General features: G+C 59.6%; 21 protein-coding genes and 2 tRNA genes. 7 read left to right on the top strand and 16 right to left on the bottom strand.

Annotated features, from left to right (window positions below; all coding sequences use genetic code 11):
• Positions 1-137: 137 nt before the first annotated feature.
• From H3T90_RS06735 to H3T90_RS06685, 11 genes are all read right to left on the bottom strand, one after another.
• The gene (locus H3T90_RS06735; RefSeq protein WP_110424889.1) at positions 138-1,007 is read right to left on the bottom strand and encodes a hypothetical protein; all 870 of its coding nucleotides are present in this window, start codon (positions 1,005-1,007) and stop codon (positions 138-140) included.
• 192 nt (positions 1,008-1,199) lie between these two features.
• Positions 1,200-3,224, bottom strand: a complete 2,025-nt coding sequence (locus tag H3T90_RS06730) for a pilin N-terminal domain-containing protein (protein WP_198230009.1) — start codon at positions 3,222-3,224, stop codon at positions 1,200-1,202.
• A gap of 243 nt (positions 3,225-3,467) precedes the next feature.
• Positions 3,468-4,982, bottom strand: a complete 1,515-nt coding sequence (gene araA, locus H3T90_RS06725) for an L-arabinose isomerase (RefSeq protein ID WP_198230008.1) — start codon at positions 4,980-4,982, stop codon at positions 3,468-3,470.
• Between the two features lie 28 nt (positions 4,983-5,010).
• A complete protein-coding gene (locus tag H3T90_RS06720) occupies positions 5,011-5,703 on the bottom strand; it encodes an L-ribulose-5-phosphate 4-epimerase (protein WP_045923976.1) in 693 nt (230 codons plus the stop codon).
• 64 nt (positions 5,704-5,767) lie between these two features.
• Positions 5,768-7,381, bottom strand: coding sequence for a xylulokinase (locus tag H3T90_RS06715; RefSeq protein ID WP_144178046.1), 1,614 nt, complete (start codon positions 7,379-7,381; stop codon positions 5,768-5,770).
• 102 nt (positions 7,382-7,483) lie between these two features.
• Positions 7,484-8,605, bottom strand: a complete 1,122-nt coding sequence (locus H3T90_RS06710; protein WP_232350617.1) for a LacI family DNA-binding transcriptional regulator — start codon at positions 8,603-8,605, stop codon at positions 7,484-7,486.
• 38 nt (positions 8,606-8,643) lie between these two features.
• Positions 8,644-9,351, bottom strand: a complete 708-nt coding sequence (locus tag H3T90_RS06705) for a ribonuclease HII (RefSeq protein WP_198230007.1) — start codon at positions 9,349-9,351, stop codon at positions 8,644-8,646.
• Positions 9,352-9,358: 7 nt separating this feature from the next.
• Positions 9,359-10,123: a signal peptidase I gene (gene lepB, locus H3T90_RS06700; protein WP_198230006.1), complete on the bottom strand. Its 765-nt coding sequence runs from the start codon at positions 10,121-10,123 to the stop codon at positions 9,359-9,361.
• Positions 10,124-10,278: 155 nt separating this feature from the next.
• Positions 10,279-10,650 (bottom strand): 50S ribosomal protein L19, encoded by a 372-nt coding sequence (gene rplS / locus H3T90_RS06695; protein ID WP_046322486.1) that lies wholly within the window; start codon positions 10,648-10,650, stop codon positions 10,279-10,281.
• A 221-nt stretch (positions 10,651-10,871) separates the two neighbouring features.
• Entirely contained in the window at positions 10,872-12,569 is a 1,698-nt protein-coding gene (gene pgi / locus H3T90_RS06690; RefSeq protein ID WP_198191483.1) for a glucose-6-phosphate isomerase, read from the bottom strand.
• Positions 12,570-12,698: 129 nt separating this feature from the next.
• Positions 12,699-13,823 carry a mannose-1-phosphate guanylyltransferase gene (locus H3T90_RS06685; RefSeq protein ID WP_198230005.1) on the bottom strand — a complete coding sequence of 375 codons (1,125 nt, stop codon included), beginning with the start codon at positions 13,821-13,823 and terminating at the stop codon, positions 12,699-12,701.
• Between the two features lie 123 nt (positions 13,824-13,946).
• Here H3T90_RS06685 and H3T90_RS06680 point away from each other — a divergent pair.
• Both H3T90_RS06680 and H3T90_RS06675 read left to right on the top strand, forming a co-directional pair.
• Positions 13,947-14,019: transfer RNA gene (locus tag H3T90_RS06680), tRNA-Thr, on the top strand.
• Between the two features lie 40 nt (positions 14,020-14,059).
• A tRNA-Leu gene (locus tag H3T90_RS06675) sits at positions 14,060-14,140 on the top strand.
• A 78-nt stretch (positions 14,141-14,218) separates the two neighbouring features.
• Here the strand turns inward: H3T90_RS06675 and H3T90_RS06670 are convergent.
• The 4 genes from H3T90_RS06670 to H3T90_RS06655 form a co-directional block, all read right to left on the bottom strand.
• Positions 14,219-17,098 carry a hypothetical protein gene (locus H3T90_RS06670; RefSeq protein WP_332468244.1) on the bottom strand — a complete coding sequence of 960 codons (2,880 nt, stop codon included), beginning with the start codon at positions 17,096-17,098 and terminating at the stop codon, positions 14,219-14,221.
• Between the two features lie 285 nt (positions 17,099-17,383).
• On the bottom strand, positions 17,384-18,070 hold the full coding sequence (locus tag H3T90_RS06665) for a non-canonical purine NTP pyrophosphatase (RefSeq protein WP_198230004.1): 687 nt from the start codon (positions 18,068-18,070) through the stop codon (positions 17,384-17,386).
• A gap of 35 nt (positions 18,071-18,105) precedes the next feature.
• A complete protein-coding gene (rph, locus tag H3T90_RS06660) occupies positions 18,106-18,870 on the bottom strand; it encodes a ribonuclease PH (RefSeq protein ID WP_046322477.1) in 765 nt (254 codons plus the stop codon).
• Positions 18,871-18,935: 65 nt separating this feature from the next.
• Positions 18,936-19,574, bottom strand: coding sequence for a Pr6Pr family membrane protein (locus tag H3T90_RS06655; RefSeq protein WP_198230048.1), 639 nt, complete (start codon positions 19,572-19,574; stop codon positions 18,936-18,938).
• A gap of 103 nt (positions 19,575-19,677) precedes the next feature.
• Here H3T90_RS06655 and H3T90_RS06650 point away from each other — a divergent pair, with 103 nt between their 5' ends.
• Positions 19,678-21,024 carry a nicotinate phosphoribosyltransferase gene (locus H3T90_RS06650; RefSeq protein WP_198230003.1) on the top strand — a complete coding sequence of 449 codons (1,347 nt, stop codon included), beginning with the start codon at positions 19,678-19,680 and terminating at the stop codon, positions 21,022-21,024.
• Positions 21,024-22,043: an aldo/keto reductase gene (locus tag H3T90_RS06645; RefSeq protein WP_198230002.1), complete on the top strand. Its 1,020-nt coding sequence runs from the start codon at positions 21,024-21,026 to the stop codon at positions 22,041-22,043. The genes H3T90_RS06650 and H3T90_RS06645 overlap by 1 nt, the downstream gene beginning before the upstream one ends.
• A 25-nt stretch (positions 22,044-22,068) precedes the next feature.
• Here the strand turns inward: H3T90_RS06645 and H3T90_RS06640 are convergent, their stop codons facing one another.
• Complete coding sequence (locus H3T90_RS06640; RefSeq protein ID WP_024627652.1) at positions 22,069-22,380, bottom strand: DUF3039 domain-containing protein; 312 nt, start codon at positions 22,378-22,380, stop codon at positions 22,069-22,071.
• A gap of 62 nt (positions 22,381-22,442) precedes the next feature.
• Between H3T90_RS06640 and coaD the strand changes: the two genes are divergently transcribed.
• Genes coaD through H3T90_RS06625 form a run of 3 tightly spaced genes read left to right on the top strand, consistent with a single transcriptional unit; the run spans position 22,443 to position 24,258 of the window.
• Complete coding sequence (gene coaD, locus H3T90_RS06635) at positions 22,443-22,952, top strand: pantetheine-phosphate adenylyltransferase (protein WP_144178058.1); 510 nt, start codon at positions 22,443-22,445, stop codon at positions 22,950-22,952.
• Complete coding sequence (locus H3T90_RS06630; protein ID WP_198230001.1) at positions 22,949-23,641, top strand: SPFH domain-containing protein; 693 nt, start codon at positions 22,949-22,951, stop codon at positions 23,639-23,641. Before coaD ends, H3T90_RS06630 begins: the two co-directional genes overlap by 4 nt.
• The gene (locus H3T90_RS06625) at positions 23,638-24,258 is read left to right on the top strand and encodes a YceD family protein (protein ID WP_198230000.1); all 621 of its coding nucleotides are present in this window, start codon (positions 23,638-23,640) and stop codon (positions 24,256-24,258) included. The genes H3T90_RS06630 and H3T90_RS06625 overlap by 4 nt, the downstream gene beginning before the upstream one ends.
• Positions 24,259-24,320: the final 62 nt, after the last annotated feature.

Here is a 24,320-nt window from a genome sequence, read left to right as displayed (position 1 = left end):
TCCGGTTAATAGCTATATATAGCTTTTGACATACAAAGACCGGCGGCACCTGTATGATGCTGCCGGTCTTTTATACACCCTCACAGATGCCGCTGATATCCTGTGATGACATCAAACCGACATGTCTGTGAGAATACCTAGCGCTGATCCTTGTTCCAGGAGCGCGCGACGACTGCCAAGTAAAGGCCCATCGCGGCCAAAACCAGGAGCAGAATACCAGGCGCTACCATAGATACGCCAGTAGCGGCCAGCTTTCGTGGACCTGATCTTACGACAGGAACAGTCTTGGCTCCATTCCCACTTTGATCTCCATTCGGAAACGCATTCTGAGGCACGTCAACGAGCTTAGGACTAATGGTTACCTCGTAAAGCGGATGGACTTCACCTTGCTCCCGGTAGAGCGGCAACTGCACAACTACAGGATCTACCTTCACTTTTTCGCTCTTTGGTGGCGCTACTAAAGTAACCAGCCAATATGAGGCATTGAAGTAGTCCCCGTCAAAAACAGCTGGGCTTCCTCCTGTCAGTGTGGACGCTTCTAGATCAAGATGGGCTCCAGTGAGCCAGACTCCCTGAGATTTTGCTTCTGATGCGTTGGTGATGGTGCCGTCTTGATCAGAAACACCGTAGTATTCGGCTGGTTGTTTCTTATCCTTGAAAGCATCTGGGTTGGCTGCCACCTCGCTACTGATAGCCGCTTGAGCCTTATCAGCCCCAGGGTTATGGTCAAGTGCCTGCACCCGGCTTTTCAGAGTACTGGCATCCAGCCTAAGGGCGCGAAAGACATACCCTGCTCCAGCCGATACAGGAGCACTCGGCAGGATGTCGTTCTGACCGCCTTGACCCGAATGTCCTCTCTTGAGTTGCACCGTCAGTGTCGGGTTGACCGTCGCCGCCTCTGCCGCCGGCGTCATATCGAAAGCAGTCAGACCTAAACAGGCCAAGACCACAATCAGACAGGGCAGGACCCGGCGGGTGAGGCATTTCGGCAAGGCAATTCCCTTCATAAACCTTCCCTTCCAAGGCCGCCTTTCGACGACGTGGTTGCGTCAGATCCGCTGGCCTAAAAAACCTGACCAACGGCCCCGACATGTACGAACCATCTAGAATCCGACGGTCCGTATGAAAATGGCGGACGATTCTCGGAGGAACCGTCCGCCATCAGGTCACCTCACATAACTTCTAATGTGACCGCATCATCAGGCCCGGGCGGCGTTGTTGCGCCGACTACGAGCGTACAGAGCCCCACCCATGAGCAGGGCGCCAACAACCAGCAGAAGCAGGATGCCGCGACCACCAGTCAGAGGCAGTGCCAGAGGCGAATCAGAAGAATCCGTTGCATAATGCATCAGGTACTTTTGAATGTCAGAATTGTTGAACTGAATCTTCTGAGTGACCTTTGAAGCTGGTGCATCAAAGTTTCCAAAGCTCAACTGAGAATAGTCAGGTTCAATCGTGGCGTGAGGACCATACTTCTGTACAATATCGTCTACTGTCTCATTTTTGTGATTATCATAAGAAACCTGCTTGAACGGGAAACCAGGACTGCGCCAATCTTTAGGAGTCTTAGTCTCAACTACCCGCCAATTGATGCCTTCCTTGACGGTGTCGGTAGCAGCCTTGTTCTGCGTAGTTGTATCAGAACCAAAGATAGGCAGACCGGCAAAGACTACCAGACCTTTCTTATTAGCCGTAGCCTCAAAAAGCGTGACACCTGTTGGCAAATCAGCTCCCGCGCTATAGAACTGTCCATCAGTTGCCAGGTACTTGTCCTGATCAGTGGCGTCCACCAGGCGATACTGAGTATCCGGAAGGGCGGCATAACCGTCCTTTTCGCTCTTAATTGAACCAAAAACAAGAACCGCATTGACGACGTTCGTGTGCTCATGAATCGGGTCAGTAGCTTTGCCGTCTGAAGTTGTGTTCTCTGTAAAGTCAGAAGACGCATCGTTTGCTACACCATCAGTACCGGTCGAATCACCCTTGCCAGTAACGGTGGCAGTGTAGGTGATATCAAGCTGCATAACCGTTGCCGGAACTTTCTGCAGCTGAGGAATGATACCGCTCGTTGCAGACCCGCCAAAGAAGTCAAACTGGTAGTAGCTGACGTTATCTGGATTGTCCGGGAACATATTCGGGGAATCTTCGGTCTTCAGGATTCTTTCTGGATTCGCGGTAGGAGTGGAGAGAGTATAATCCGTATCCTTTGTCAAGTCTATTGAACCAGGCGTATTATTCTTAGTATTATTTTTGTAATTCACCTTCACAGTGAAATCGTTATTGGCGCTCAATGAGCTGGACATACGATCGACGATACGAAGATCGCCATTCGCGCCCTTCAACTCGTGCGTATCGAGCTTTCCATCCGGCGTGCCCCGATTGTCTTTATTAGGCTCATTGTAAATCGTCTGCGACAGCTTGTACGAGATCTTATCTCCTGCTTTCGCATAACGAGTGGACTTCGCCTTACCAGTCGTCGAGTCTGTGACTCCTTGAACTGTCTTGGCGAAAGCCGTGTTGTGCCTGTTCTTGGGGAAGAGGTGGAGGTTATAGATGTATCCAGTAGTGCTGTTAGCATCACTTCCAGTGGTTGCGTAGGGCAAGCTAAAGAAAGCGTTTGTTGAAACAGTATACTTAGTCATGTCGAGCTTATTCGGGCCTTCAGTGAAAGCAGGTGAACCCGCCTGGTCTTCCTTCATAACGAAGTAGTGGCCAGCACCTTTGGGGAACTGCAACTTGGTCGTCGTAGGAACTCCGGTATTATCCCCCTTGTACCACTGGTTGATGACACCTTGTCCGTCTGTATCTGCGACGTATAACGGGGTGTCAGGTTTTTGCGTCCAAGACTCCTCGTCAGAGGCAACTATATCGCCCATCTGCTTATTTTCGCCTTTTGGCACAACCTCATAGACGCGGAACCTAATACCCTTAGCCGGGACTAGATCTTTGTCGTCCTTAAAATTATTGGCATCATTAGCAGATCCAGTTGAAGCGTACCCATCAACCAGTGAGAAGTACTTGGTAACTGTCAGAGTTGGCTGGACGCTGTCATCCAAAACGCCAGGTCTGAAGTTATCATCTGTGCTGAATCCATATTGGTCGTCAGCAGCTGAAGCTTGGGTGGCTGGCAGAACGACCATGCCCGCCAGGAGCGTCGCTCCGGCGACCGCCAAGCCTAAAAGCTTAGGGAGCCTTATCCCTTCATTATCTCGTTGCATGTGCATGCACGCTTTCCCTTCTGTATTAATAGGCACAGGATGGCCAGGCACATCTTCGCCTCCCCAACCGATCACTTCCCCGACTCAGGGGGGTGGGCTTTATGTCAACTTTGGGACATGCCACTGTTCCCATTGCCTAATCATCACTGTACCGACAAAATTGTGACAACGCAAACCGACAAGCCGAATATGTAAAGGCCCCGCCACATGTGCAGTGGCGGGGCCTTGCTATCTTCCTGGAACAGGCGCTCAGTGCCGGTTATCCAACCGATGGTAGAGCTCGGCTGCACGCAGGTCGGCCTCGAAACGCCGAGGTTCAGTGTTCTCGTCGATGATGGCGAGTTCCACACCAGCCATGCGCGCGAAGTCCTCCCAGGCCTCACGGCCCACGGTGGTGGTCATGCAGGTATGGTGGGCTGCGCCGGCACGCAGCCAGCACTCAGCCGAGACCTTGAGCGAGGGCCGGGGCTTCCAGAGCGCACGTGCCACAGGCAGCTTGGCCAGGGACCCGCCGGGCTCGACCACATCCACCACATTCATGACCAGGCGGAAGCGTTCGCGCACATCCGCCAGGGAGACGACCACAGCATCGGTGCAAGGCGTAGCCGTGAAGACCAGGCGCACGGGATCCTCCCTGTCGCCGATAGACAGGGGATGGATCTCCAGGCGGGGCCGTCCCTCGGTCAACAGCGTGGGCGAGACCTCCAGCATGTGGGCGCCCATGATCTCCTCATGGCCGGGCACGAAGTTGTATGAGTAGTCCTCCATGAGCGAGCAGCCACCCTTGAGCCCGTAGCCCATGACGTTGCCGATCCGGATCAGAACCGAGGTCTTCCAGTCGCCCTCTGCCGAGAATCCGTACCCGTCGGCCATCAGCCGCTGGGCCCCCACGCCGGGAAGCTGACGCAGGCCTCCCAGATCCTGGAAGTTGTCCACGGCAGCGGTGGCACCCACCTCTTCCATCATGGCACGCATGCCGAGCTCTTCGCGGGCGGCCACCACCAGGGAGTCGTACCGGGAGTCCAGGAGTTCGGGAGCCACATCATAGCTGCGCTTGTAGTCCTCGATCAGATCCTTGACCTGGTCGTCGGTGACGGCGTTGACATGGTCCACCAGCTCGTTGACCGGCCAGGTGTTGACGGAGACGCCGAAGACCCGCTCGGCCTCGGTCTTGTCGCCCTCAGTGACGGCGACGTCACGCATGTTGTCGCCCCAGCGGCAGACCTTCATGTTGTTGGCGGCGTCCCAGCCGGCGCAGGCGCGAGCCCAGACGCCGATCTTGTCGGCAACCTCGGGATCGGTGTAGTGGCCGACCACAATCTTGCGCGGGATTCCCAGCCTGGTCAGAATGTAGCCGAACTCACGGTCGCCGTGGGCCGATTGGTTCAGATTCATGAAGTCCATATCAATGGTGTCCCAGGGGATCTCCACATGATGCTGGGTGTTCAGCTGCAGGAGCGGCTTGCGCAGCTTCTCCAGACCTCTGATCCACATCTTGGCCGGGCTGAAGGTGTGCATCCAGGCCACCACGCCGATGCAGGCCGGGTTCGACGAGGCATCGACCATGAAGTTCAGGATGGAATCCGAGTCCTTCAGAGTGGGCTTCAGAACCAGCTTGACCGGGATCCGCCCAGAGTCGTTGAGGGACTTGGCGATGTCCGCCGCCTGGACGCCCACTTGACGCAGGGTCTCCTCACCATAGAGGTCCTGCGAACCAACGGCGAACCAAAGCTCCTTGCCCTCGAAGGGATTTTTCATGCTCATACTTGCTCCTTTGCTTGTGTTTTCCGGCTCAGTGCTGGCCGTAGACGTGCTGGTACCGGTCGTTGAGCTTGGCTATGTCGGCCGGATCGATGGGCTTGGGCGTGCCGATCTGCTCAGCCGCCCAGACCGTGTGGGCCACCTCTTCGGTCATGGCCGCCGCCTTGACAGCAGCCTCGGCATCGGCTCCCACGGTGAAGGGCCCATGGTTGCGCATGAGCACAGCCGGGCAGCCCGGATGATCCTTGAGGGTGTCGACCACGCCCTTGCCGATGGCCTCGGAGCCGATCAGCTCAAAGGGACCGACCGGCACGGGACCGCCGAACTCGTCACCCATCATGGTCAGCACGCAGGGAATGTCCCTGCCGGTGGCCGCCCAGGCGGTGGCATAGGTGGAATGGGTGTGGACCACGCCATAGACCTCGGGCATATGTCGGTAGATATAAGCGTGGGATAGCGTGTCCGAGGAGGGGGCCTCAGCGCCATCAACCACATTGCCATCCAGATCGGTGACCACCATGGAGCCCGGGGTCAGGTGCTCATAGCGCACCCCCGAGGGTTTGATGACCATCAAATCGGCAGAGCGCAGCCGCTGCGAGACGTTGCCCGCCGTCCAGACCACCAGATTCCACCTGGTCAGCTGCGCATGCAGGGTGGCCACCTGCTCGCGCACCAGTTTCACCTCGTCGCGCACCTCGGGCGAATAATCAGCCAAGGACACCATCAGCAACTCCTTTTCCCGGCCCGATCACGCTGATCCGGCCGCTTGACGTTTTCAGCTCCCGGCCTCATCCCTGCAGGGGGATGGTCTTCACGGCCGCCTGCTCGATGGGCAGGCCCTTGGTGAAGCGGTCGAAGAAGGCTCTGAAGCCCTTCACATCAGCCGGGTCCGGCTGCTCTGTTGTGGACTGGACTCCTGCAAAGACATTGGCATCCAGGTAGTCGGCCAGGGTCTGGTCGGCATGACCCAGGTAGTCGGCCAGAACGGCCATGCCCCAGGCGCCCCCCTCCACAGCGGTGGACATGACCTTGATGGGGGCGTTGAAGGCGGCGGCCAGGATCCGCTGGGCCACCTTGGGGGTGGCGAAGATGCCGCCGTGCCCGACCATGGTGTCCACCTGGACATGCTCCTGGCGGGTCATCACATCCATGCCGATGGTGACCGGCGAGAAGGCCGAGAAGAGCTGGGCACGCATGAAGTTGGCCAGGGTCATCCGTCCCTCGGGGCCGCGGGCAAAGACGGGCCGGCCCTCCTCCAGACCAGCCAGGAACTCCCCGGAATAGAAGCAGTAGTTGATCAGCCCGCCGGCATCCTTGTCTCCCAGAAGGGCCTGGTTGAACAGGGTGGCGTAGAGCGCATCCCCCTTGAGATCCAGACCGGCGGCCTTGGCGAATTCCCCGAACAGCCCCACCCAGGCGTTCAGGTCCGAGGTGAAGTTGTTGGCATGGCTCATGCCGGCTGGATCCCCAGCCGGTGTGGTGACCGGATCCACCTCTGGATGGAAATCACGCAGGGGATGTTCCAGAACCACCATGGCGAAGATGGACGTGCCCGCAGACACGTTGCCGGTGCGGGGACGAACCGCGTTGGTCGCCACCATGCCGGTTCCCGCGTCGCCCTCGGGCGGGGCCATAGGCACGCCGGGCTGCAGCTGACCGCTGGGATCGAGCAGGGCGGCGCCTTCTGCGGTCAGCGCGCCGGCATCGCTGCCGGCGGTCAATGGCTCAGGCAGCAGGTCATGGATGTCCCAGGGCTGGGCCTGGACCTGGGGCAGTCGGGAAAAGATGTCCAGCAGGCCCTGGTCGAACTCCTTGCGGGAGGAGTCGATGGGGAACATGCCCGAGGCATCGCCAATGCCGATGACCTTGCGGCCGGAGAGCCTCCAGTGCATGTAGCCGGCCAGGGTGGTGATGTAGGCCACCTTGGGCACATGCTCTTCGCCGTTCAAAATGGCCTGGTAGAGGTGGGCAATGGACCAGCGCTCAGGGATGTTGATCTTGAAGGCCTGCGAAAGCTCCTCATGGGCCTGGCGGGTGTTGGTGTTGCGCCAGGTGCGGAAGGGCACCAGCAGCCGACCATCCTTGTCGAAGGCCAGGTAGCCGTGCATCATGGCTGAAATCCCCATGGCGCCTATCTTGGTCAGCGTCACCCCGTACTGGCGGCGGACGTCCTCGGCCATGGCTGCATAGGCCGCCTGCAGACCCTGATGGATCTGGTCCATGGAATAGGTCCAGAGGCCGTCCTCCAGCCGGTTCTCCCACTCGACGTCCCCGGTGGCCAGCGTCCGGTAGTCATGGTCGATCAGCACAGCCTTGATGCGGGTGGAGCCGAATTCGATGCCCAGACTTGTCGCGCCCTCCTGTAATTCACTAACGATGACGCCTTGTTCGCCAAGAACCATGTCCGCTCCTTTGCCTGATATGTTAACGCTCACATATTCTGGTTACAATTGTAACCGAGACCAGAGCGTCAGGCAAGCCCGCTGGATGCAGGCCGACGGTAGTCAGAGGCGCTTGACGGCGTAGCCCAGGGACCGACGCTGAATCACATCCGCCTGGATCAGTCCCACCCCATGGTGGGTGACCGGGAAGTCTACCGGCTGTCCCTGGTGAAGCAGGGCCAGGACCTGCCGCATGGTGGCCACGCCCAGATCCTCAAAGCGGGGGCGAACCGTGGCCAGCGGCGGAAACATGTTGTCTACCGTGGGAACGTCGTCAAAGCCCACCAGACTGATGTCACTGGGAATACGGATACCGTGCTCCTGCAGGGACCGGGCCACGCCCACGGCCTGGTTGTCGTTGGCGGTAACCACGGCTGAGGGCATGGAGGTGCCGCTCATGCCCCGCTGATCGATCAGGTGATTCATCAGCGTGTAGGACTCCCCCGCCTCCCAGCTGCGGGCGTGGACCACGGCCGTTCGTATGCGGCAGCGGGCGCAGGCCACCTTCCAGGAGGCCAGCCGGGTGGCGGCATCCCGCCACTGAGAGGGGCCGGCCATATACAGCACCCGTCGATGGCCCCGGGAGACCAGCAGCCGGGCCAGGCGCTGCACAGCACCCCACTGGTCAATTCCGGTCAGGGCTATCCGGCCATCGCCCCGCCGGCGGCTCAGGGCCTCTTCGACGCTGGTGATGCCATGCGTGGACGTGACGATGACCCGGGGCTGGCTGACCTCCACCTGGCAGGCGGCCTTGAACATGGTGTCGGTGGGCGTCAGAAAGATGAAGGCATCCACATTCTGCTCCAGGAAGGTGCCGCAGAGCTCCTGGAATCCAGTAAGCGTACAGGTTGACTCGTCCACCATCATGACCGACATGAACAGGCCATGGGAACGGGCCACGGTCTCAATGGCTGTGATCGATGAGACAGGTCCAAAAAGACTGACACCGCCCGCCACCAGTCCGATGGTTCGGCTGCGACTGGATGCCAAGGCCCGCGCAGAGTTGCTGGGTCGGTAGCCCAGCTTTCTGATGGCCTGCTGCACCTTGACCCTGGTTGCCGGCGAGACGTCCTTGGAATTGTTGATGACCCTGGACACAGTCTGGTGGGAGACACCGGCCAGCCGGGCAACCTCGAACATGGAGGGGCGCTTGGACCGTGACCTGCCGCCGCTGCCTGCGGGCATGTGACCTTCTTCCGATAGCCGTTTCGACCGTTCCGATATTAGCCCCTGCCGGGACCGGATGAAGGCAAATGCCAGCTGACCCGATGCAGACGGCTGGGCCCCAGGCGGCGAATGGCATCCAGGTGTGCAGGCGACCCATAGCCCTTGTTGTGCTCCCACTGGTATGGGGCCAGGGCGGGATCCGAGGCGGCCAGCCGGACCATGAGCTGGTCACGGGTGACCTTGGCTATGATCGCTGCGCAGGCCACACTGGCACAGTGGGCGTCCCCCTTGACCTGGGTGGACACCTTGGGCAGAACCGGGATGTCGGGGGCGTCAAAGCTGTCGGCGGCCGGGGTGATGTAGTCATGGGGGCCGTCAAGGATGGCAGCCAGGCGGCAGTCAGGCCCCAGGTCCATCCCATGCTCCAATTCGGCCAGCGCACGCAGGGCGGCGATGCCTAGGGCGTGAACGATGCCCCACTGGTCGATCTCATGGTTGGAGCAGGCCCCCACCGCCCAGCCGGCAGCCCAGTCCTCCAGATCACGGTACATGGCCAGCCGACGCGCAGGGGTCAGCATCTTGGAATCCGCCACCCCGTCAGGGACTTTCAAATGGGGCAGGTCGGAGGACCTGACCGCCACCACGCCGACCATGGCCGGGCCCGCCAGGGCTCCCCGACCGACCTCATCCAGGCCCAGCACATACTCAGCTCCCTGGTCTGCCAAGGCAGCCTCGGTGGCCAGGGTTGGCAGAATCCGCCTCACAGCCGGTTCAGTCCTGCTTCGGGTCGGGCACGGCGTCGAAGACCTTGTGCTGGTTATTGAGCAGCTTCCAGCTGCCCACCGGATAATAGGTCAACAATGCAGTGCCTTTGATGTTGTCTATGGGAACCAGGCCATTATGGCCGTCGTCCTTGTGCAGGCGGGAATCTGCAGAGTTGGAACGGTTGTCGCCCATGACGAAGACATGTCCAGGGTCGACCTTGATGCTGAAGGGGAAGGAGCTGGGCTCTACCCCTGGGCGCAGGTAGGAGCTTTCGTCAAGGGCTACACCGTTGACGGTGACCGGGGCGCCATGACCCTTGCAGGCCACCGTGTCGCCGGGCATGCCAATCAGGCGTTTGACCAGGTGATTGCCACGAAAGCTGGGCGAGGATTCATCACCGAGCCAGTCAGCTGGATCAGTAAAGACCACCACATCCCCACGGCGGGGAGCCACCATGGATCTGGTCAGCCTATGAGTGGTCAGGATTCTGTCCCCGATACCCAAGGTGTTCTCCATGGAGCCGGAAGGGATGATGTAGTTGCAGATCAAAAAAATGCGCAGGATGGAGACCACTACCAGCAGGACAACCAGCTCGAACAAGAACTCGGGCAGAAAGCCACGCTCGCCAAGACGTGGGTGGCTGCCCCTGGCAGAGCCGCGTCCACCAGGGTGGCCGTGGGCATGACGGGGTGGCACCGGGGCTGATGTGGCCTGCCTGCCGTCCGGGTACCAGAGTCCTGACGGGGTCGTTTCCTCATCCCGAAAGGCCATATTCACTCCTTGTCATCCGCAGAAAACCACACACTAACTAACAGAATAGGTCCCGCATGCCTCATAGCGTACACACCCAAGCATGAAAAAACCCGGGAGAACTGCATCCCGGGTGTTTACGGCCAAGGTCTGGGCTGAATCGCCCCGGCAAAATCCTACTTGTCGGACTCAGCCTTGTTGTCGCGCCGCTCGACAATACGGGCGGCCTTGCCGTGCAGCCCACGCAGGTAGTAAAGCTTGGCACGGCGGACACGGCCGTGGCGCAGCACCTTGATGGAGTCAATCTGCGGGGAGTGCAGAGGGAAGCGGCGCTCGACGCCCACGCCGAAGCTGACCTTGCGCACCAGAATGGTCTCGCGCACGCCGGAGCCCTGACGGGCGATCACCACGCCCGTGAAAGCCTGGATACGGGAGTTGTTGCCCTCGGTGATATTGACGTTGACCTCGACGGTATCGCCGGGGCGGAAGTCGGGGATCTGCTCCGCAGGCTTCATGTGGCTGGCGTCAAATTCCTGAATCGCGTTCATGCTGTTCCTCCATGGCCGCCGCACATCGACCCATGCCATGGACCGCAATCCACAAGGAAGCGATCCTGAACGGAACCCGACGGTCTGCCGTCGGGGGTGCCGATCCGCCGGAACATCCGGCTGGACCTGAAAGGAAGGGAGCCCATGCGGCAGCTGCCCTTCCGGCAAACAACTGTCCAATAATATATCACGAGCCGGACCTGCAAGGGCCCGGCTAGGCATCAGCGGCGGTGGGCCCTGTAGAAGGCGATCAAAGACCTGGTGGACTGATCCTGCTCGGCCAGCGCCTGGTCATCCCGGGAGATGGCCGGGGTGATCTCGCGGGCCAGCTTCTTGCCCAGCTCAACTCCCCATTGGTCGAAGGAATCAATGCCCCAGACGGTGCCCTCGGTCAGTGTGATGTGCTCGTAGAGGGCGATCAGCTCGCCCAGGGCTGCCGGGGTCAGCGCATCGCCGAAAATGGAGGTGGTGGGCCTGTTGCCGGTGAAGACCCTGGCCGGGACGATGGCCTCGGGAGTGCCCTCGGCACGGACCTCATCAGCGGTCTTGCCGAAGGCCAATGCCTTGGTCTGGGCCAGGAAGTTGGCCAGGAAGAGCTCGTGCACGTCCTGGTCGCCGTCCTTGGCCGGGTTGGGGGTGTTGGCGAAGGCGATGAAATCAGCAGGAATCAGACGGGTGCCCTGATGGATCAGCTGGTAGAAGGCATGCTGGCCGTTGGTGCCGGGCTCCCCCCAGAAGATTTCTCCGGTCAGACTGGTCACCGGTGTGCCGTCCCAGCGCACGGACTTGCCGTTGGATTCCATGGTCAGCTGCTGCAGGTAGGCCGGGAAGCGGTGTAGATACTGGTCATAGGGCAGAACGGCGTGCGAGTGTGCACCGAAGAAGTTGACATACCAAACGTTGAGCAGACCCATCAGGGCCACTACATTCCGGTCCAGAGGGGTGGCGCGGAAGTAGCGGTCAACGGTGTTGAAGCCCTTGAGGAACTCCTCGAAGCGCTCGGGGCCGATAGTGATGGCCAGGGAGGTGCCCACGGCGGAATCCACTGAGTACCGGCCGCCGACCCAGTTCCAGAAGCCGAAGACGTTGTCCGGATCGATGCCGAAGTCGCGCACCTTGTCCAGGGCCGTCGAGACGGCGATGAAGTGCCGACGGATGGCCTCGGCCGAGAGGTCCTGGCCGTCCTTGGACAGCAGGCCACGTTCCCCAAGGCTCTTCAGGAGCCAAGTGCGGGCCTGGCGGGCGTTGGTCAGGGTCTCCAGGGTGGTGAAAGTCTTGGAGACGATGATGAAGAGCGTGGTTTCCGGATCCAGATCGCGCGTCTTCTCGGCCAGATCGTTGGGATCGATGTTGGAGATGTAGCGGGCGCTGATGCCGGCATCAGCATAAGGCTTCAGGGCCTCGTAGGCCATGACCGGGCCCAGGTCGGAGCCGCCGATGCCGATGTTGACCACCGTGGTGATCCGCTTGCCGGTCAGACCGGTCCAGCTGCCCGAGCGGACCTGGTCGGCAAAGGCATAGATGCGCTTGAGGGTATCGCGGACGTCGCCCACCACATCCTGGCCGTCCACGATCAGCCTGCCGCGGTCTTCCTCGGGACGGCGCAGGGCTGTGTGCAAAACGGCCCTGTCCTCGGTGTTGTTGATGTGCTCGCCGTTGAACATGGCCTCGATCCGCTCCTCAAGGCCGACCTCGCGGCCCAGCTGAGCCAGCAGGGACAAGGTCTCGGGCTGAATCAGATTCTTGGACAGATCGATATAGAGATCGCCCAGCTCGAAGCTGAGCTTTTCGGTGCGCTGCGGGTCCTTGGCGAACCATGCGCGCAGATCGATCCCCTGGCGCTGCATGTCGTCGAAGTGCTGGTGCAAGGCCGCCCAGGCCTTGGTGCTGGTAGCGTCCACTGGAGGATTGATGGCCATGGTTGTTCGGGTCCTTTCATGAGGTGATGCCCGGTCTGCCGAGCACCCGGTTCTGTATCCCAAACTACTCACAAAAGCAGACAGAAGACAACAAAATCGGCCAACCTTCTTAGCTGGACCAAATCGCTCTCAGAGTATGTCGTCACAGCCGTACTGGGCCAGCTTGGCCACCATGTCCTTGACTTCCTGGCTGCGGGCCCGAGGGGCCACCAGGAGAGCATCGGGAGTGTCGACGACGATCATGTCATCCACGCCCAGAAGAGCGACCGTGCGTTCGGAGCCAGGCACGACCATGTCTCCGGCTGAATCCAAGTACATGACCCGGTCGGCATCACCAAGAATCTTGATGTTGCGCCTGTTGGACGACGGAAGCAGACCCGCCACTGAATTGAAGTCGCCAATGTCATCCCAATCGAAGCCCCCTGGAACAACCGCCACGCCGCCGGCCGCCGATAATGGCTCGGCTACGGCATAGTCGAAGGCGATCTTCTCGATGCCCGGCCAGTGCTCCTCCATGGCCTGGCTGCGCGCCTGCTCGCCCTGGTCCCAAACCCGGGCAATCGCCATGACTGCGGCGTGGAGCTCCGGCTTGTAACGACGCAGGCAGTCAAGGAGCACCTGTGCTTGCATGACGAACATGCCGGCGTTCCATCGGTACTCCCCTGTGGACAGGTAGGCCTGGGCCGTAGAGGCATCCGGCTTCTCTACGAATTCGCTGACCAGGTGGGCATCCGGAGCCCCGGGAATGCGATCGGCCAGGGAGGGGCCTTGGTGGATGTAGCCGAAAGCGGTGGAGGGACGGGAGGCGGCGATACCGATGGTGGTCACATAACCGGCTCGCGCCGCCGCCACCGCCTGCCCCACTGAAGCTGCGAACGCTTTGTCGTCTCGGATGACGTGGTCGGCGGCAAAGGAGCCCACGATGATTTTCCCTCCGTGCCGCTGGGCCAGCACAGCAGTCGCCAAGGCTATAGCCGCCGTGGAATCGCGAGGAACAGGCTCGGCGAAGAGCGCGTCCTCAGCCAGGTCCGGAAGCTGCTGACGCACCTGGTCCACATGCCGCTGGCCAGTGGAGACGACCACATGATCGGCCCCGCAGATGCCAGCCAGCCGGTCAAAAGTTCCCTGGATCATTGTTCTGCCTGAACCCAACAGATCGTAGAGGAACTTGGGCCGGTCCTGGCGGCTCAATGGCCAGAGCCGGGTACCCACGCCACCGGCCGGAATGACGGCATAGAAATCATTGAGATCCATGCCCTCCATTGTGTCAAGAAGCTTGTACACCCTCGGTCCAAGGCCCAAGGCGTTTTTTATCGCGCGCATCCAGTATGATGTAGCATGTTGTCTTCTTCCGGTATGTCCGGAGGGGAGGCGAAGGCCACTTTAGCTCAGTTGGCAGAGCGTCTCACTCGTAATGAGAAGGTCGACAGTTCGATTCTGTCAAGTGGCTCTTCTACCAGCTGCTTTTTAAACGGCGAGGTATGTCGTACGCGCGAGTGGCGTAATGGTAGCCGCGCAGGATTTAGGTTCCTGTGTCTTCGGACGTGTGGGTTCGAGTCCCATCTCGCGCACAGGAAACACAAGCAGGGCCTGCGCTCATACCCCAAATTCCATGGATACGAGCGCAGACCCTGCCTTATGCCGCGGAATCAGTATCGGCTCTCTTGCCTGTTCCTTAGACAGGCGACAAAGCCGACCAGACCCAGTGCCAGCATCGACAGTATCTTGAGCACGGAAAGCGGCCATCCTCCAGTAAGGGGCAGGGAGGCATTGGAGGGCCGGAATTCCAGCTCGTGCGACACTGTGGCTGACTCGTTTCCTCCCTTGAAGTTGCCGCTTTGAGGATCAGCGCTTTCAGCATCATCGGAAGAAACCTGGGCAGTGATTACCCCCTTGTTTATCCCCTCAGGGGTACTCGCCTGCCATGAACCCTGGTCTCCCACAGCGACATCGGTGCTTGTATTGCCGAGCCAGGTTATATGGACCAGAGTGCCTTTGGTCTCAGGAATCCTTGTATTACCGTTGACATACTTGTATGCTTTCCCTCCTACTTGGAAGACGTCATACCGTTCCAAGGTCAGAGTGGTTGGCGTGATGTCGACCTTTTGATTGATGGAAACCGGATCCGAAGGGGCATTCAGCGGGTTGATCATCTTGACCTGGAAGGTATACTTTTCTGTCTCGTCGTCACCGTTGTAGGCCTTGAATTTGTCAGCTGGTATGTTCAAGCTCCAGGACCATGTGGAAGCCGTCGTCTTGACGACATTCAGCACAGATCCTGACGCGGGGTCCGTGAAGGAAGGCACAGTAGTATTGACCGCCGAGTCCCTCTGGAAGGTGTTGGCCGGTGTGGTCACCAGACTGGTCCAGTCCGAGGCAGTGTTCTGTTTCATGGAAATGGCCATCTTGGAATCGGTCATCCCCAGACCTCCCGAAGACCAGGCTGTATATATGGGTGAAACCGTGCCCTTGAAGGTGACGACCGAGTTTGCCGGCAGATTCCCGTTTTTTGTATGGGGCACCGTTACAGAGAGCTTGCCGTCGGGAGCCTTCTCGTTGGAGACGAAATAGGCTGTTCCTATGTTCGAGAAGAGCGAGGTCAAACCAAACCCGGAGGCTGACTCAGTTACCCAGGCGTGATAGCGCCTGTAGCCGTTATACTTATTGCCGGGATCAGGCGACGGATACTGCTTGTTGGTGTCCTGTATCTGCCAGGACCCTCCCTGCTTGCTCTTGGGATCGACCTTACATACGGTCTCTCCCAGTTTGAACCCCCAGTTGTCCGAGCTTTTCACCAAGTCGTCACTGCTCTTACTCTGCCCTTCCTTGAAGGGTTTGCTGGGATCCTCGCCATAAAGGGTAACCGTGTTGGGATGCGTGTCGTCTTTGGAGGGAGTGCACTCACCGCTGACCACCGGATCAAGCGTGCCGGTATAGACGCTCCCCGAGGCATTCAAGGAGCCGTCGGCATCATTCTGGATGTTGGTTATGGTCGGATCGTTGGGACGTGGCACATCATACTTATAGAAGGCAGTGTCAATGGTCCATCCCGTGTCCAGATTCTTATCCTTTTGCGTAGCATCCATATCGTCCGTTATGCCGGCAAGACCCACTCGCATTGGGTTGTATACTTCTGGGTTGACCGTGCAGTTGTTGCTGGTGCCGGTGTCATCCATATTCCTGGTCACAGGCCAGGTGACCAGCTTGAAGTACCCGTCGAAGCCCTCTTGTTCCGTAATGCGTTTGAAATCGATTGACCCGTCTTTTGCCTGCGGACCAGTCGGATTCGCTGCGTTCACGTTCAGCTCGTTTGCTGGACCTGTCGCCGGCTGCGCCATATTCGAGGCTTGAACGCCGGAATTATTAGCGTTGTTGGTTCCCACATCGTATTGAATGCCCCAGGAGGTTGTCTTTGCATTGTTCTTACTGATTTGTTGTTTATTGCCTAACAGTACGGGTTTGGGGGTCAAGGAATCGACAGGCATCCACTGGCTGTTTTTAAGACCAACCCACTGGTAGTAGTAAGAATCGGTCTTGGAGCATATATTGCTCCCGCCTCGGACATTGAACCAATAGACAAAGAAGGAGTTTGGTGGTGCCACCCCTGGGTTATAGGGTTTGCTCTGATTGTTTCCCAGATCAACTGAAAGCCCATAATCGGTTACCAGGCCCCAGTTGGCCTGATGCCCGCTCCACAGCACCGGATAATTGTCCCAGCCGACAAAGGATGCAGGCCCGCTACAGCGGTTCGGATCGTTGGCGTAGCAATCGCCCATGTACAGCTTTATGTTTTTCCCCTCATCTGCAGTGATGTTGGAGACCGTATCGCCTAAACCGACCAAAGATTCAGGATGGAAGTCATAGCAATCATCACCATTATAATCCCACGGGGAAGAGCCGCAGGTCAAAGTATTCTGCGGACCAACAACCGCATAGAGGTTGAGCGGCTGAGGATAGCCTCCCGCCTGATAATATTGCGGATTATCGTTTTTGTCTCCATAAGACAAATCGCCTTCAATGGAGATTACCAGAAAATCATAAAGGCCGGAGTTGATCACCTTATGGACCGTGAAGTATTCGCCCTGGTTATATGCCCATTTCACTGCACCAGCGCCAGGGTTGGCAATAGAAGTTGGATTGTTGGGATCACTGCTGTCTGACGGTATGGTCTGCATATAACGCAGTCGCCGATAGTGCGTTTTGTTGGTCTCTCCCTCGAATTCGTAGAAGAAAGACAATGCACAAGTTTGCGTTCCAGCCGCAGAGGAATCATCCCCGTTTTGGCATTGTGGATCGAATGCGCCATGCTTCACACGCAGGATGAAGTCCATGCGCAGCTCATCCTCGTAGGAATCGATTTTGTCATTATAAGCCAGAAGTTTATAGAGCAACGGCTTTGCGCTTGCTGTTGCGCCTTGCGCATCGGTGGCATTGGCCTGGTTTGCCGACAGAGCGCTCAACCCAAGGGGAACGACCATGGCCAGCGTCGCCAAAAGAGTTATCAAAACAGCGATGATAGGGCGATCCACATGCTGTGGACCCTTAGTGCCCCGTTCTTGCAAATGCTTCAACACGCTACCCCCCACACCACGATGAGACCATCTCCAGGATCAGATGGACTGCACGCTTGATATGTCCCCAGTGCAGGCCACGAAACCTTAGATCACAAGTGCCGCATCTTCATTTACGGTGTCTTCTATCCCCCTTACTTGCTTTAAGGGTACCGAAATTGAAGGCGTAATCTGGGATTCAAATAGGGTGTTTTCACAGCCGGTATTCCACGGCCTTTCACGGTGTTGACTCCGCCAGGCCTATCAGCCTTTTATATGGCCGTCCCCCAGCACCCAGCTGACGAGAATCGGCATGATGGCTGCCAATGCTTTGCCCCTGTGCGATATGGCATTCTTCTGGTCCGAGGTCATTTCCGCCGAGGTTAGCAGTCGCTGTTTGCCGGTGCCCTGCGGCTGATCCCTCGGTACGAAGATCGGGTCGTAGCCGAACCCGTTTTCCCCACGTGCCTGGTGGATGATGGTTCCAGGCATCTCGCCAAGCCTAGTCACCTGGCACCCACGGACGGCATATCCTGGCACATCCGGAACGACCAGGGCGGCAGCACAGACAAACCGCCCTCCCCTGTGGTCGTCAGGAATGTCGTTCAGCTGGTTCAGCAAGAGCTCCAAGTTGGCCTGGTCGTCGCCGTGGCGGCCGCTCCATCTTGCCGAAAGGATCCCCGGGGCGGCGCCCATCACATCAACGACCAGCCCCGAGTCGTCCGCCAGCGCGGGCAGACCGGACTCATGGGCAGCCTGCCCAGCCTTGAGAAGGGCGTTCTCCTGAAAAGTAGTGCCGGTCTCCACCGGATCGGGCAGGCCCAACTGGCCGGCCGAAACCAACTCAATCCTCTGACCCTCATCGGCCAGGAAACCGTCAAGTATGCAACGAAGCTCACCTAGTTTGCCCTCGTTGTGTGTGGCCACAACCACTGTTTTGACCTGCCCCATACCGATCCTTTTCGCTAAAATGCCCGCCCCGGGCGTCAGTCAGCTGCGAGAGCCTTGCGCTGAGCGGCCTGAAGCTCCTTGTTCCCCTTGGATGCAAGGTCCAGCAAAAGGCCGAGCTCTTGACGGCTGAAGGGGCGATGCTCCGCCGTTCCCTGTATCTCTATGAAATCGCCGGAGCCTGTCATTGACACGTTCATATCGGTCATGGCCCGGCTGTCTTCCAAATAGGGAAGGTCCAGCATGGGCTTGCCATCGATGATGCCCACCGAGACGGCCGAGACGCAATCCTTGGTCACCTTGTCGGCGCTACGAATGTGATGGTGGTCCTGGGCCCATCTGAGGGCATCGACCATGGCTACATAGGCGCCGGTGACTGAGGCGGTACGAGTGCCGCCGTCGGCCTGAAGCACGTCGCAGTCAAGCTGAATCTGATTCTCGCCCAGAGCCTTCATATCCACCACACCGCGCAGGCAACGGCCTATCAGCCGGCTGATCTCCTGGGTGCGCCCGCCGACCTTTCCCCGGACCGATTCTCGTGCAGTCCGGTCGCTGGTGGCCCTGGGAAGCATGGCATACTCGGCCGTAACCCAACCCAGGCCGGAGTCCTTGCGCCAACGGGGCAGCGTCGGGGTAAAGGAGGCGGTGCACATAACCCGGGTCTTGCCACACTCGATCAGCACCGAACCCTCAGGAGCCTCCGTCCAATGCCTGGTGATGACGACCGGTCGTAACTCATCAGCCGCCCTGCCGTCAGGCCGCAGCACGGCACCCTCCTGGAGCATGTCCTTGATAGCAACCATCAGTGATGATCCTTTCCGTTCCGCCCAGGCTCCCCTGGTCTGGTCCCCATTATTCCGTCAGCCGTCTACCGATCAATGGTCAGCGGTGTCTTGGCCGGCAGGATGCGATCAATCAGGAAGATGACCAGCGATAGGGCGAAGAAGACGACCAGGTACTCAGCCAGGTTAACCATCAACTGGGCCCAGCCCAGGTGTCTGAGGTCCAAGAAGGCATAGGGGTAGGGGTTTCCGCCCGGCTCCGGTCCTGAATGAGGCCAAATGGCGGCCCTGATCAGCACAAAAGCTACGTAGAAGGGGAAATAGATCAGCCAGGTAAGTACGTTGTGCCAGTGGAAACGACGATGAGGGTCGAACAAGAGGAAATCCAACGATGCCAGGATGGGGCTGATGACGTGAATCATCCATGTGGTCCGGATGCCCAGGACCAGCTTGTAATCCGTGCTGTTCAGCCCCAGAACCAGAATGGCCACCAACCCGGTGATGACGATGTAGAGTGTCAGGCAGCCTTTGAGCCAAGCTGGCGGCTGGATGCCCTTGAGCAGGGTGGCCGCTCCGGCCCAGAGCATGACCAGGCCTAAGGCGATATTGGTCTGGAAGGTAAAGTAGACCCACTTATTGCCGATCCCCAGCAGCCAGGCCTCGTAGGTGCCGCCCAGGCAGAAAAAGGCGATCAGCAATCGGTAGATGCCCACAACGAATCTCATGCGGACCAGCTTATCCCGACCTTGGGAGGGCAGGGCGAGCCAGGTGGTCAGAGGATTAGACTGGGTGCCAACCAAGGGCTTTTCCACCCACAAAGGGGAAGATATGAACGCCGAAAACAACAGTAGGGACACCGGAACCTCCACGGCTCTGATGACCGATATGTACGAATACACCATGCTGGACGCCGCCTTGCAGGACGGCACGGCCGGACGCCAATCCGTCTTCGAGGTCTACACCCGACATCTGCCGGCAGGACGCCGCTACGGGGTGGTAGCAGGCACTGGGCGGATTCTGGATGCGCTGGCGAATTTCCACCCCAGCGAGGATGAGCTCCGCTTTTTGTCCGACCGTCACATCGTCAGCCAGACCACCATCGACTGGTTGGAGCACTTCCGCTTCACCGGTACCATACGCGGCTATCGGGAGGGCGAGATATTCTTCCCCGACTCCCCCATTCTGCAGGTCGAAGGCAGTTTCGGCGAGTGCACCCTGCTGGAGACCCTGATTCTGTCCATACTCAACTACGACTCGGCTGTGGCATCGGCTGCCTCCCGCATGGTCACCGCGGCAAAGGGCCGGCCCTGCATGGACATGGGCGCGCGCCGGGCCAACGAGTATGCGGCCGTGGCGGCGGCCAGAGCGGCCATAGTCGGCGGATTCCAAGGAACCTCAAACCTGCTGGCAGCCAAAGAATACGGTTTCAAGGCCATCGGAACCGCAGCCCATTCATTCACCCTCCTGCATGACAGCGAGCGCGAGGCCTTCCAAGGGCAGATTCAGGCTCTAGGCAAGGGAACCACCCTGCTGACAGACACCTACTCCATCGAGGAGGCCGTAAGGACGGCTGTCGAGGTAGCCGGACCAGAGCTGGGAGGGGTCCGCATCGACTCCGGAGACCTGGGCTCGCTGGCCCAGCAGGTCCGCGCCCAGCTGGACTCACTGGGAGCCACCAAGGCCACCATCACCGTCACCAACGATCTGGACGAGTACGCCATCGCCTCCCTGCAGGACGCTCCGGTTGATTCCTACGGGGTGGGCACCATGCTGGTCACCGGTTCGGGAGCCCCCACCTGCGCCATGGTCTACAAACTGACCGAGCGGGAGAACTCCGACGGGGTTATGCAGGCCGTCGCCAAGAAGTCGGTGGGCAAGGCTTCGGTGCCGGGGCGCAAGCTGGCCTACCGCTCCTACCACAACGGAGTGGCCGACGCCGAGCACGTCATTTCGGGTGCCGAGGAGGCTCTGGCAGCCTATAAGCCTGAGCAGGACTGGCGGGATCTGCTGGTCACCTATGTGGACCATGGCCAGAGCATGCCAGAGTACCAGGGTGGGCAGGCCGTTCTGGATGCCCGGGAGCATCGGGCCAAGGCCCTTGAGGAAATGCCCATCAACGCCCTGAGCCTGATGAAAGGCGAACCGGTCCTGCCCACCCTAGTGAGGAGCATCTGATGAGCGTGCAATCCGAAACCTACCAGCCCGACCCGAGCCGATACGATTCCACAACCTACCGGCGCTGCGGCGACAGCGGCCTGAAACTGCCGCCCATCTGCCTGGGCTGCTGGCACAACTTCGGTGACACCACGCCCCTGGAACGTATGCAGGAGCTGTGCACGACGGCCTTCGACCATGGCATCACCCACTTCGACCTGGCCGACAATTACGGTCCCGGACCAGGCGCCGCCGAGCGCAACATGGGAATCATCCTGCACAGATGCTTCAGCCACCACCGCCAGGAGCTGGTCATTTCCACCAAGGCCGGTTATGAAATGTGGCCCGGCCCTTATGGGGACCTCGGCTCACGCAAGCATCTGCTGTCCGGACTGGACCAGAGTCTGAAACGGCTGGGACTCGACTATGTGGATATCTTCTACCACCACCGCCCCGACCCGGACACGCCTCTGGAAGAGACCATGGGTGCCTTGGCCCAGGCGATCACCAGCGGCAAGGCCCTCTACGTGGGACTGTCCAACTACGATGGGCCGACCATGAAGCGGGCCTCAGCCATCCTGACCGAGATGCACGTTCCCTTCGTCATCAACCAGAACCGCTATTCCATCTTCGACAGAACCATCGAGGACAACGGTCTCAAACAGGCGGTGTTGAAAGAAAGAAAGGGACTGATCACCTTCAGCCCGCTGGCCCAGGGACTACTGACCGACCGCTACCTGCATGGGATTCCCGAGGACAGCCGAATTCGTGCCGACGGTCGCTTCCTCAAGGAGTCCGCCCTGACCCCACAGCGGCTGAAGCAGATCCAGGCGCTGAACGACCTGGCCCGTCAACGCGGCCAGAGTCTGGCAGAGATGGCTCTGGCATGGCTGCTCAGGGACCCCGCTGTCACCTCGGTGCTCATTGGCGCCTCCAAGCCCGAGCAGATTCTGGACAATCTCAAGGCTGTGCAGTCGGCCGATTTCAGCCAGGAAGAGCTGGAGACGATTGATCGGATCGCCCTGGGCAAACAGTCCTGAAGGAGCCTGGACCGCTCGGTAGCGATCAGTGGCTGCCGCCGGTCATCTGTTCGTAGATGCGCTTGCAGTCCGGGCAAACCGGATACTGGGAGGGGTCATGCTTGGGCACCCAGACCTTGCCGCAGAGAGCCACGACAGGCCGGCCGGTCAGCTTGGACTCGGCGATGCGCTCACGGGAGACGTAGTGGGCGAACCGGTCGGCATCGCCCTGGTCGTTCAGCCGGGTTTTCTCGGCGGTCTCGGTGTCCGGACGGTCCAGAACGGCCGTACCGGTGCCCTGGTCGGGGTTCTGCTCCCGCTCTGGATCCTCCATGCGAATGCTCTTGCTTGCAGTCATGACATCTATGGTACGGCGGCGAGCTGCACGTTCGCTCCCTATGACGCGCTACGCTGAGAATCATGACTATCGCTGTATGCCCTGGCTCATACGATCCGGTCACTTCCGGCCACATGGATGTGATCGAACGTTGCGCCTGCTTCTTCGAGACGGTCCACGTGGTTGTGGCCGTCAACGCCGCCAAGACCCCCATGTTCAGCGAACAGGAGCGGGTGGCCATGATCCGCCGGGCCCTGGACGAGGACGGGTATCCGAACATCACCGTAGCCTCTACAGATGGTCTTATCACCGACTACTGCCGTAAGGTGGGCGCCTCGGTCATCGTCAAGGGCCTGAGGCAGAACGGGGACTATGAGGCCGAGCTGGGTATGGCCTTGGTCAATCGCAAGCTGTCCGGGGTTGAAACGCTCTTTCTGCCAGCCGATCCGGTGCGGGAGCACATCTCCAGCACCATCGTCAAGGACGTGGCCAGACACGGAGGGGACATCACCGGTATGGTCCCCGACAGCGTCGTGAACGCACTGATAGGCACATTGCACAGGGACACACCGCACACGGAAAAGAGCCAATGATGAACGAGCAGACCCAGGAAAGGGACGATAACGAGCCTATCGATGACTCGACCAGAGCAAGCGCTCCCAGGCACGCAGTCGACATGAAGGACCTGCCCGACCTGCAGGAGGATAGAAGCGAGAGCGGGAATCCTCGATCGGAATTCACCACCGTCTATGACATCATCGACCGGATCCAGGCCATGCTGGATGAGGCCAAGGCCCCTATTTTCAGCCCGGGACTGGTCAAGGTGGACCGGGACGAGCTGTCCGACGACCTCAACGAGCTCAAGAAAATGCTGCCGGTGCAACTGGAGCGGGCCTCGGCGCTTATGAGGGAGGCGGAGCGTCGGCTGAACACGGCACAGACCCAGGCCAACGCCACCATATCCGATGCCCAGAGTCGAGCTGCGGGCATCGTCAAGGAGGCCGGCGAGCAGGCACGCTTCCTGGCCGGCCAGGAGAATGTGGTGGCCATAGCCCGGCAGAATGCCCAGACCATCATTGACACGGCCCAGGCCCAGGCAGACCGTCTGGTCCAGGGAGCCAATGGCTACGCCGCCCAGGTCATGGGCGAGCTTGATACCCAGTTGGACAAGATGGGTCAGGATGTGCGTGCCGGCCTGGAGGTTCTCCACCAGCGTGAGCAAGAGGCGGCGCGTAGCATGAACGCGTCAGCTCCGGACCAAGGAGAGGAGACGCAGGGATGAGCAGACCGGAGGATTCCCCCTGGGCGGTTTCAGTGGCTCAGGTGTCGACGCGAGCAGGGCAGAGCACCCGGGTGGACCGTGATTTTCCAGCCCCGGAAGGCATCGGCGACCAGGTGGTGGGCATCCCTGCAGGAACGCCCGTGCATGTGGAGGGTGACATCGACTCCCTGGTGGACGGCCTTTTGTTGCAGGCCCACATCAGCGTGCCTTTGAACACCGAATGCACCCGCTGCCTGAGGCCCGTCAATACCAGCATCCAGGACGATCCGGTGGTCTTCTTCCCCTACAAGGAGCCCGAACCAGAGCCGACCCATGGCAAGGAGGAGATTCTGGCCGAACAGGACGAGGCCAGCGGCCAGACCTATCCTCTGGTCAGCGGAGGCGCCTTTATGGATTTGGAGGCCCTCCTGCGTGACACCCTGGTGGAGGCCCTTCCCCTGCAGCCCCTGTGCCGACCCGACTGCCGGGGCCTGTGCCCCCAGTGCGGCATGGATCTGAATGACCATCCCGATCACCACCACGAGATAATGGACGACCGCTGGGCGGCCCTGGAGGGCCTGAAGCAGCGTCTGGAGCATGAGGAGAACCCCGGCAGCGCCGGCCAGGCTGGCGAATGACCGGAGGTTGCGGTAGACTGCTCTACGCTTAAGCTCGAAGTATTCGATCGAAACAGAGGACA

It is taken from the genome of Bifidobacterium polysaccharolyticum (assembly GCF_016101585.1).
In the GTDB taxonomy this organism is placed as follows: Bacteria; Actinomycetota; Actinomycetes; order Actinomycetales; family Bifidobacteriaceae; genus Bombiscardovia; species Bombiscardovia polysaccharolytica.
Note: the sequence above shows the minus strand (reverse complement) of the source record. Positions and strands in the feature narration are given on the sequence as shown.

Bases quoted from the DNA above. Each gene is read 5' to 3' on its own strand.
- H3T90_RS06735 (WP_110424889.1), bottom strand. From the start codon at position 1,007: ATGAAGGGAATTGCCTTGCCGAAATGCCTCACCCGCCGGGTCCTGCCC.
- H3T90_RS06730 (WP_198230009.1), bottom strand. From the start codon at position 3,224: ATGCACATGCAACGAGATAATGAAGGGATAAGGCTCCCTAAGCTTTTA.
- araA (WP_198230008.1), bottom strand. From the start codon at position 4,982: ATGAGCATGAAAAATCCCTTCGAGGGCAAGGAGCTTTGGTTCGCCGTT.
- H3T90_RS06720 (WP_045923976.1), bottom strand. From the start codon at position 5,703: ATGGTGTCCTTGGCTGATTATTCGCCCGAGGTGCGCGACGAGGTGAAA.
- H3T90_RS06715 (WP_144178046.1), bottom strand. From the start codon at position 7,381: ATGGTTCTTGGCGAACAAGGCGTCATCGTTAGTGAATTACAGGAGGGC.
- H3T90_RS06710 (WP_232350617.1), bottom strand. From the start codon at position 8,605: ATGCCCGCAGGCAGCGGCGGCAGGTCACGGTCCAAGCGCCCCTCCATG.
- lepB (WP_198230006.1), bottom strand. From the start codon at position 10,123: ATGGCCTTTCGGGATGAGGAAACGACCCCGTCAGGACTCTGGTACCCG.
- rplS (WP_046322486.1), bottom strand. From the start codon at position 10,650: ATGAACGCGATTCAGGAATTTGACGCCAGCCACATGAAGCCTGCGGAG.
- pgi (WP_198191483.1), bottom strand. From the start codon at position 12,569: ATGGCCATCAATCCTCCAGTGGACGCTACCAGCACCAAGGCCTGGGCG.
- H3T90_RS06685 (WP_198230005.1), bottom strand. From the start codon at position 13,823: ATGGATCTCAATGATTTCTATGCCGTCATTCCGGCCGGTGGCGTGGGT.
- H3T90_RS06665 (WP_198230004.1), bottom strand. From the start codon at position 18,070: ATGGGGCAGGTCAAAACAGTGGTTGTGGCCACACACAACGAGGGCAAA.
- rph (WP_046322477.1), bottom strand. From the start codon at position 18,870: ATGGTTGCTATCAAGGACATGCTCCAGGAGGGTGCCGTGCTGCGGCCT.
- H3T90_RS06655 (WP_198230048.1), bottom strand. From the start codon at position 19,574: ATGAGATTCGTTGTGGGCATCTACCGATTGCTGATCGCCTTTTTCTGC.
- H3T90_RS06650 (WP_198230003.1), top strand. From the start codon at position 19,678: ATGAACGCCGAAAACAACAGTAGGGACACCGGAACCTCCACGGCTCTG.
- H3T90_RS06645 (WP_198230002.1), top strand. From the start codon at position 21,024: ATGAGCGTGCAATCCGAAACCTACCAGCCCGACCCGAGCCGATACGAT.
- H3T90_RS06640 (WP_024627652.1), bottom strand. From the start codon at position 22,380: ATGACTGCAAGCAAGAGCATTCGCATGGAGGATCCAGAGCGGGAGCAG.
- coaD (WP_144178058.1), top strand. From the start codon at position 22,443: ATGACTATCGCTGTATGCCCTGGCTCATACGATCCGGTCACTTCCGGC.
- H3T90_RS06630 (WP_198230001.1), top strand. From the start codon at position 22,949: ATGATGAACGAGCAGACCCAGGAAAGGGACGATAACGAGCCTATCGAT.
- H3T90_RS06625 (WP_198230000.1), top strand. From the start codon at position 23,638: ATGAGCAGACCGGAGGATTCCCCCTGGGCGGTTTCAGTGGCTCAGGTG.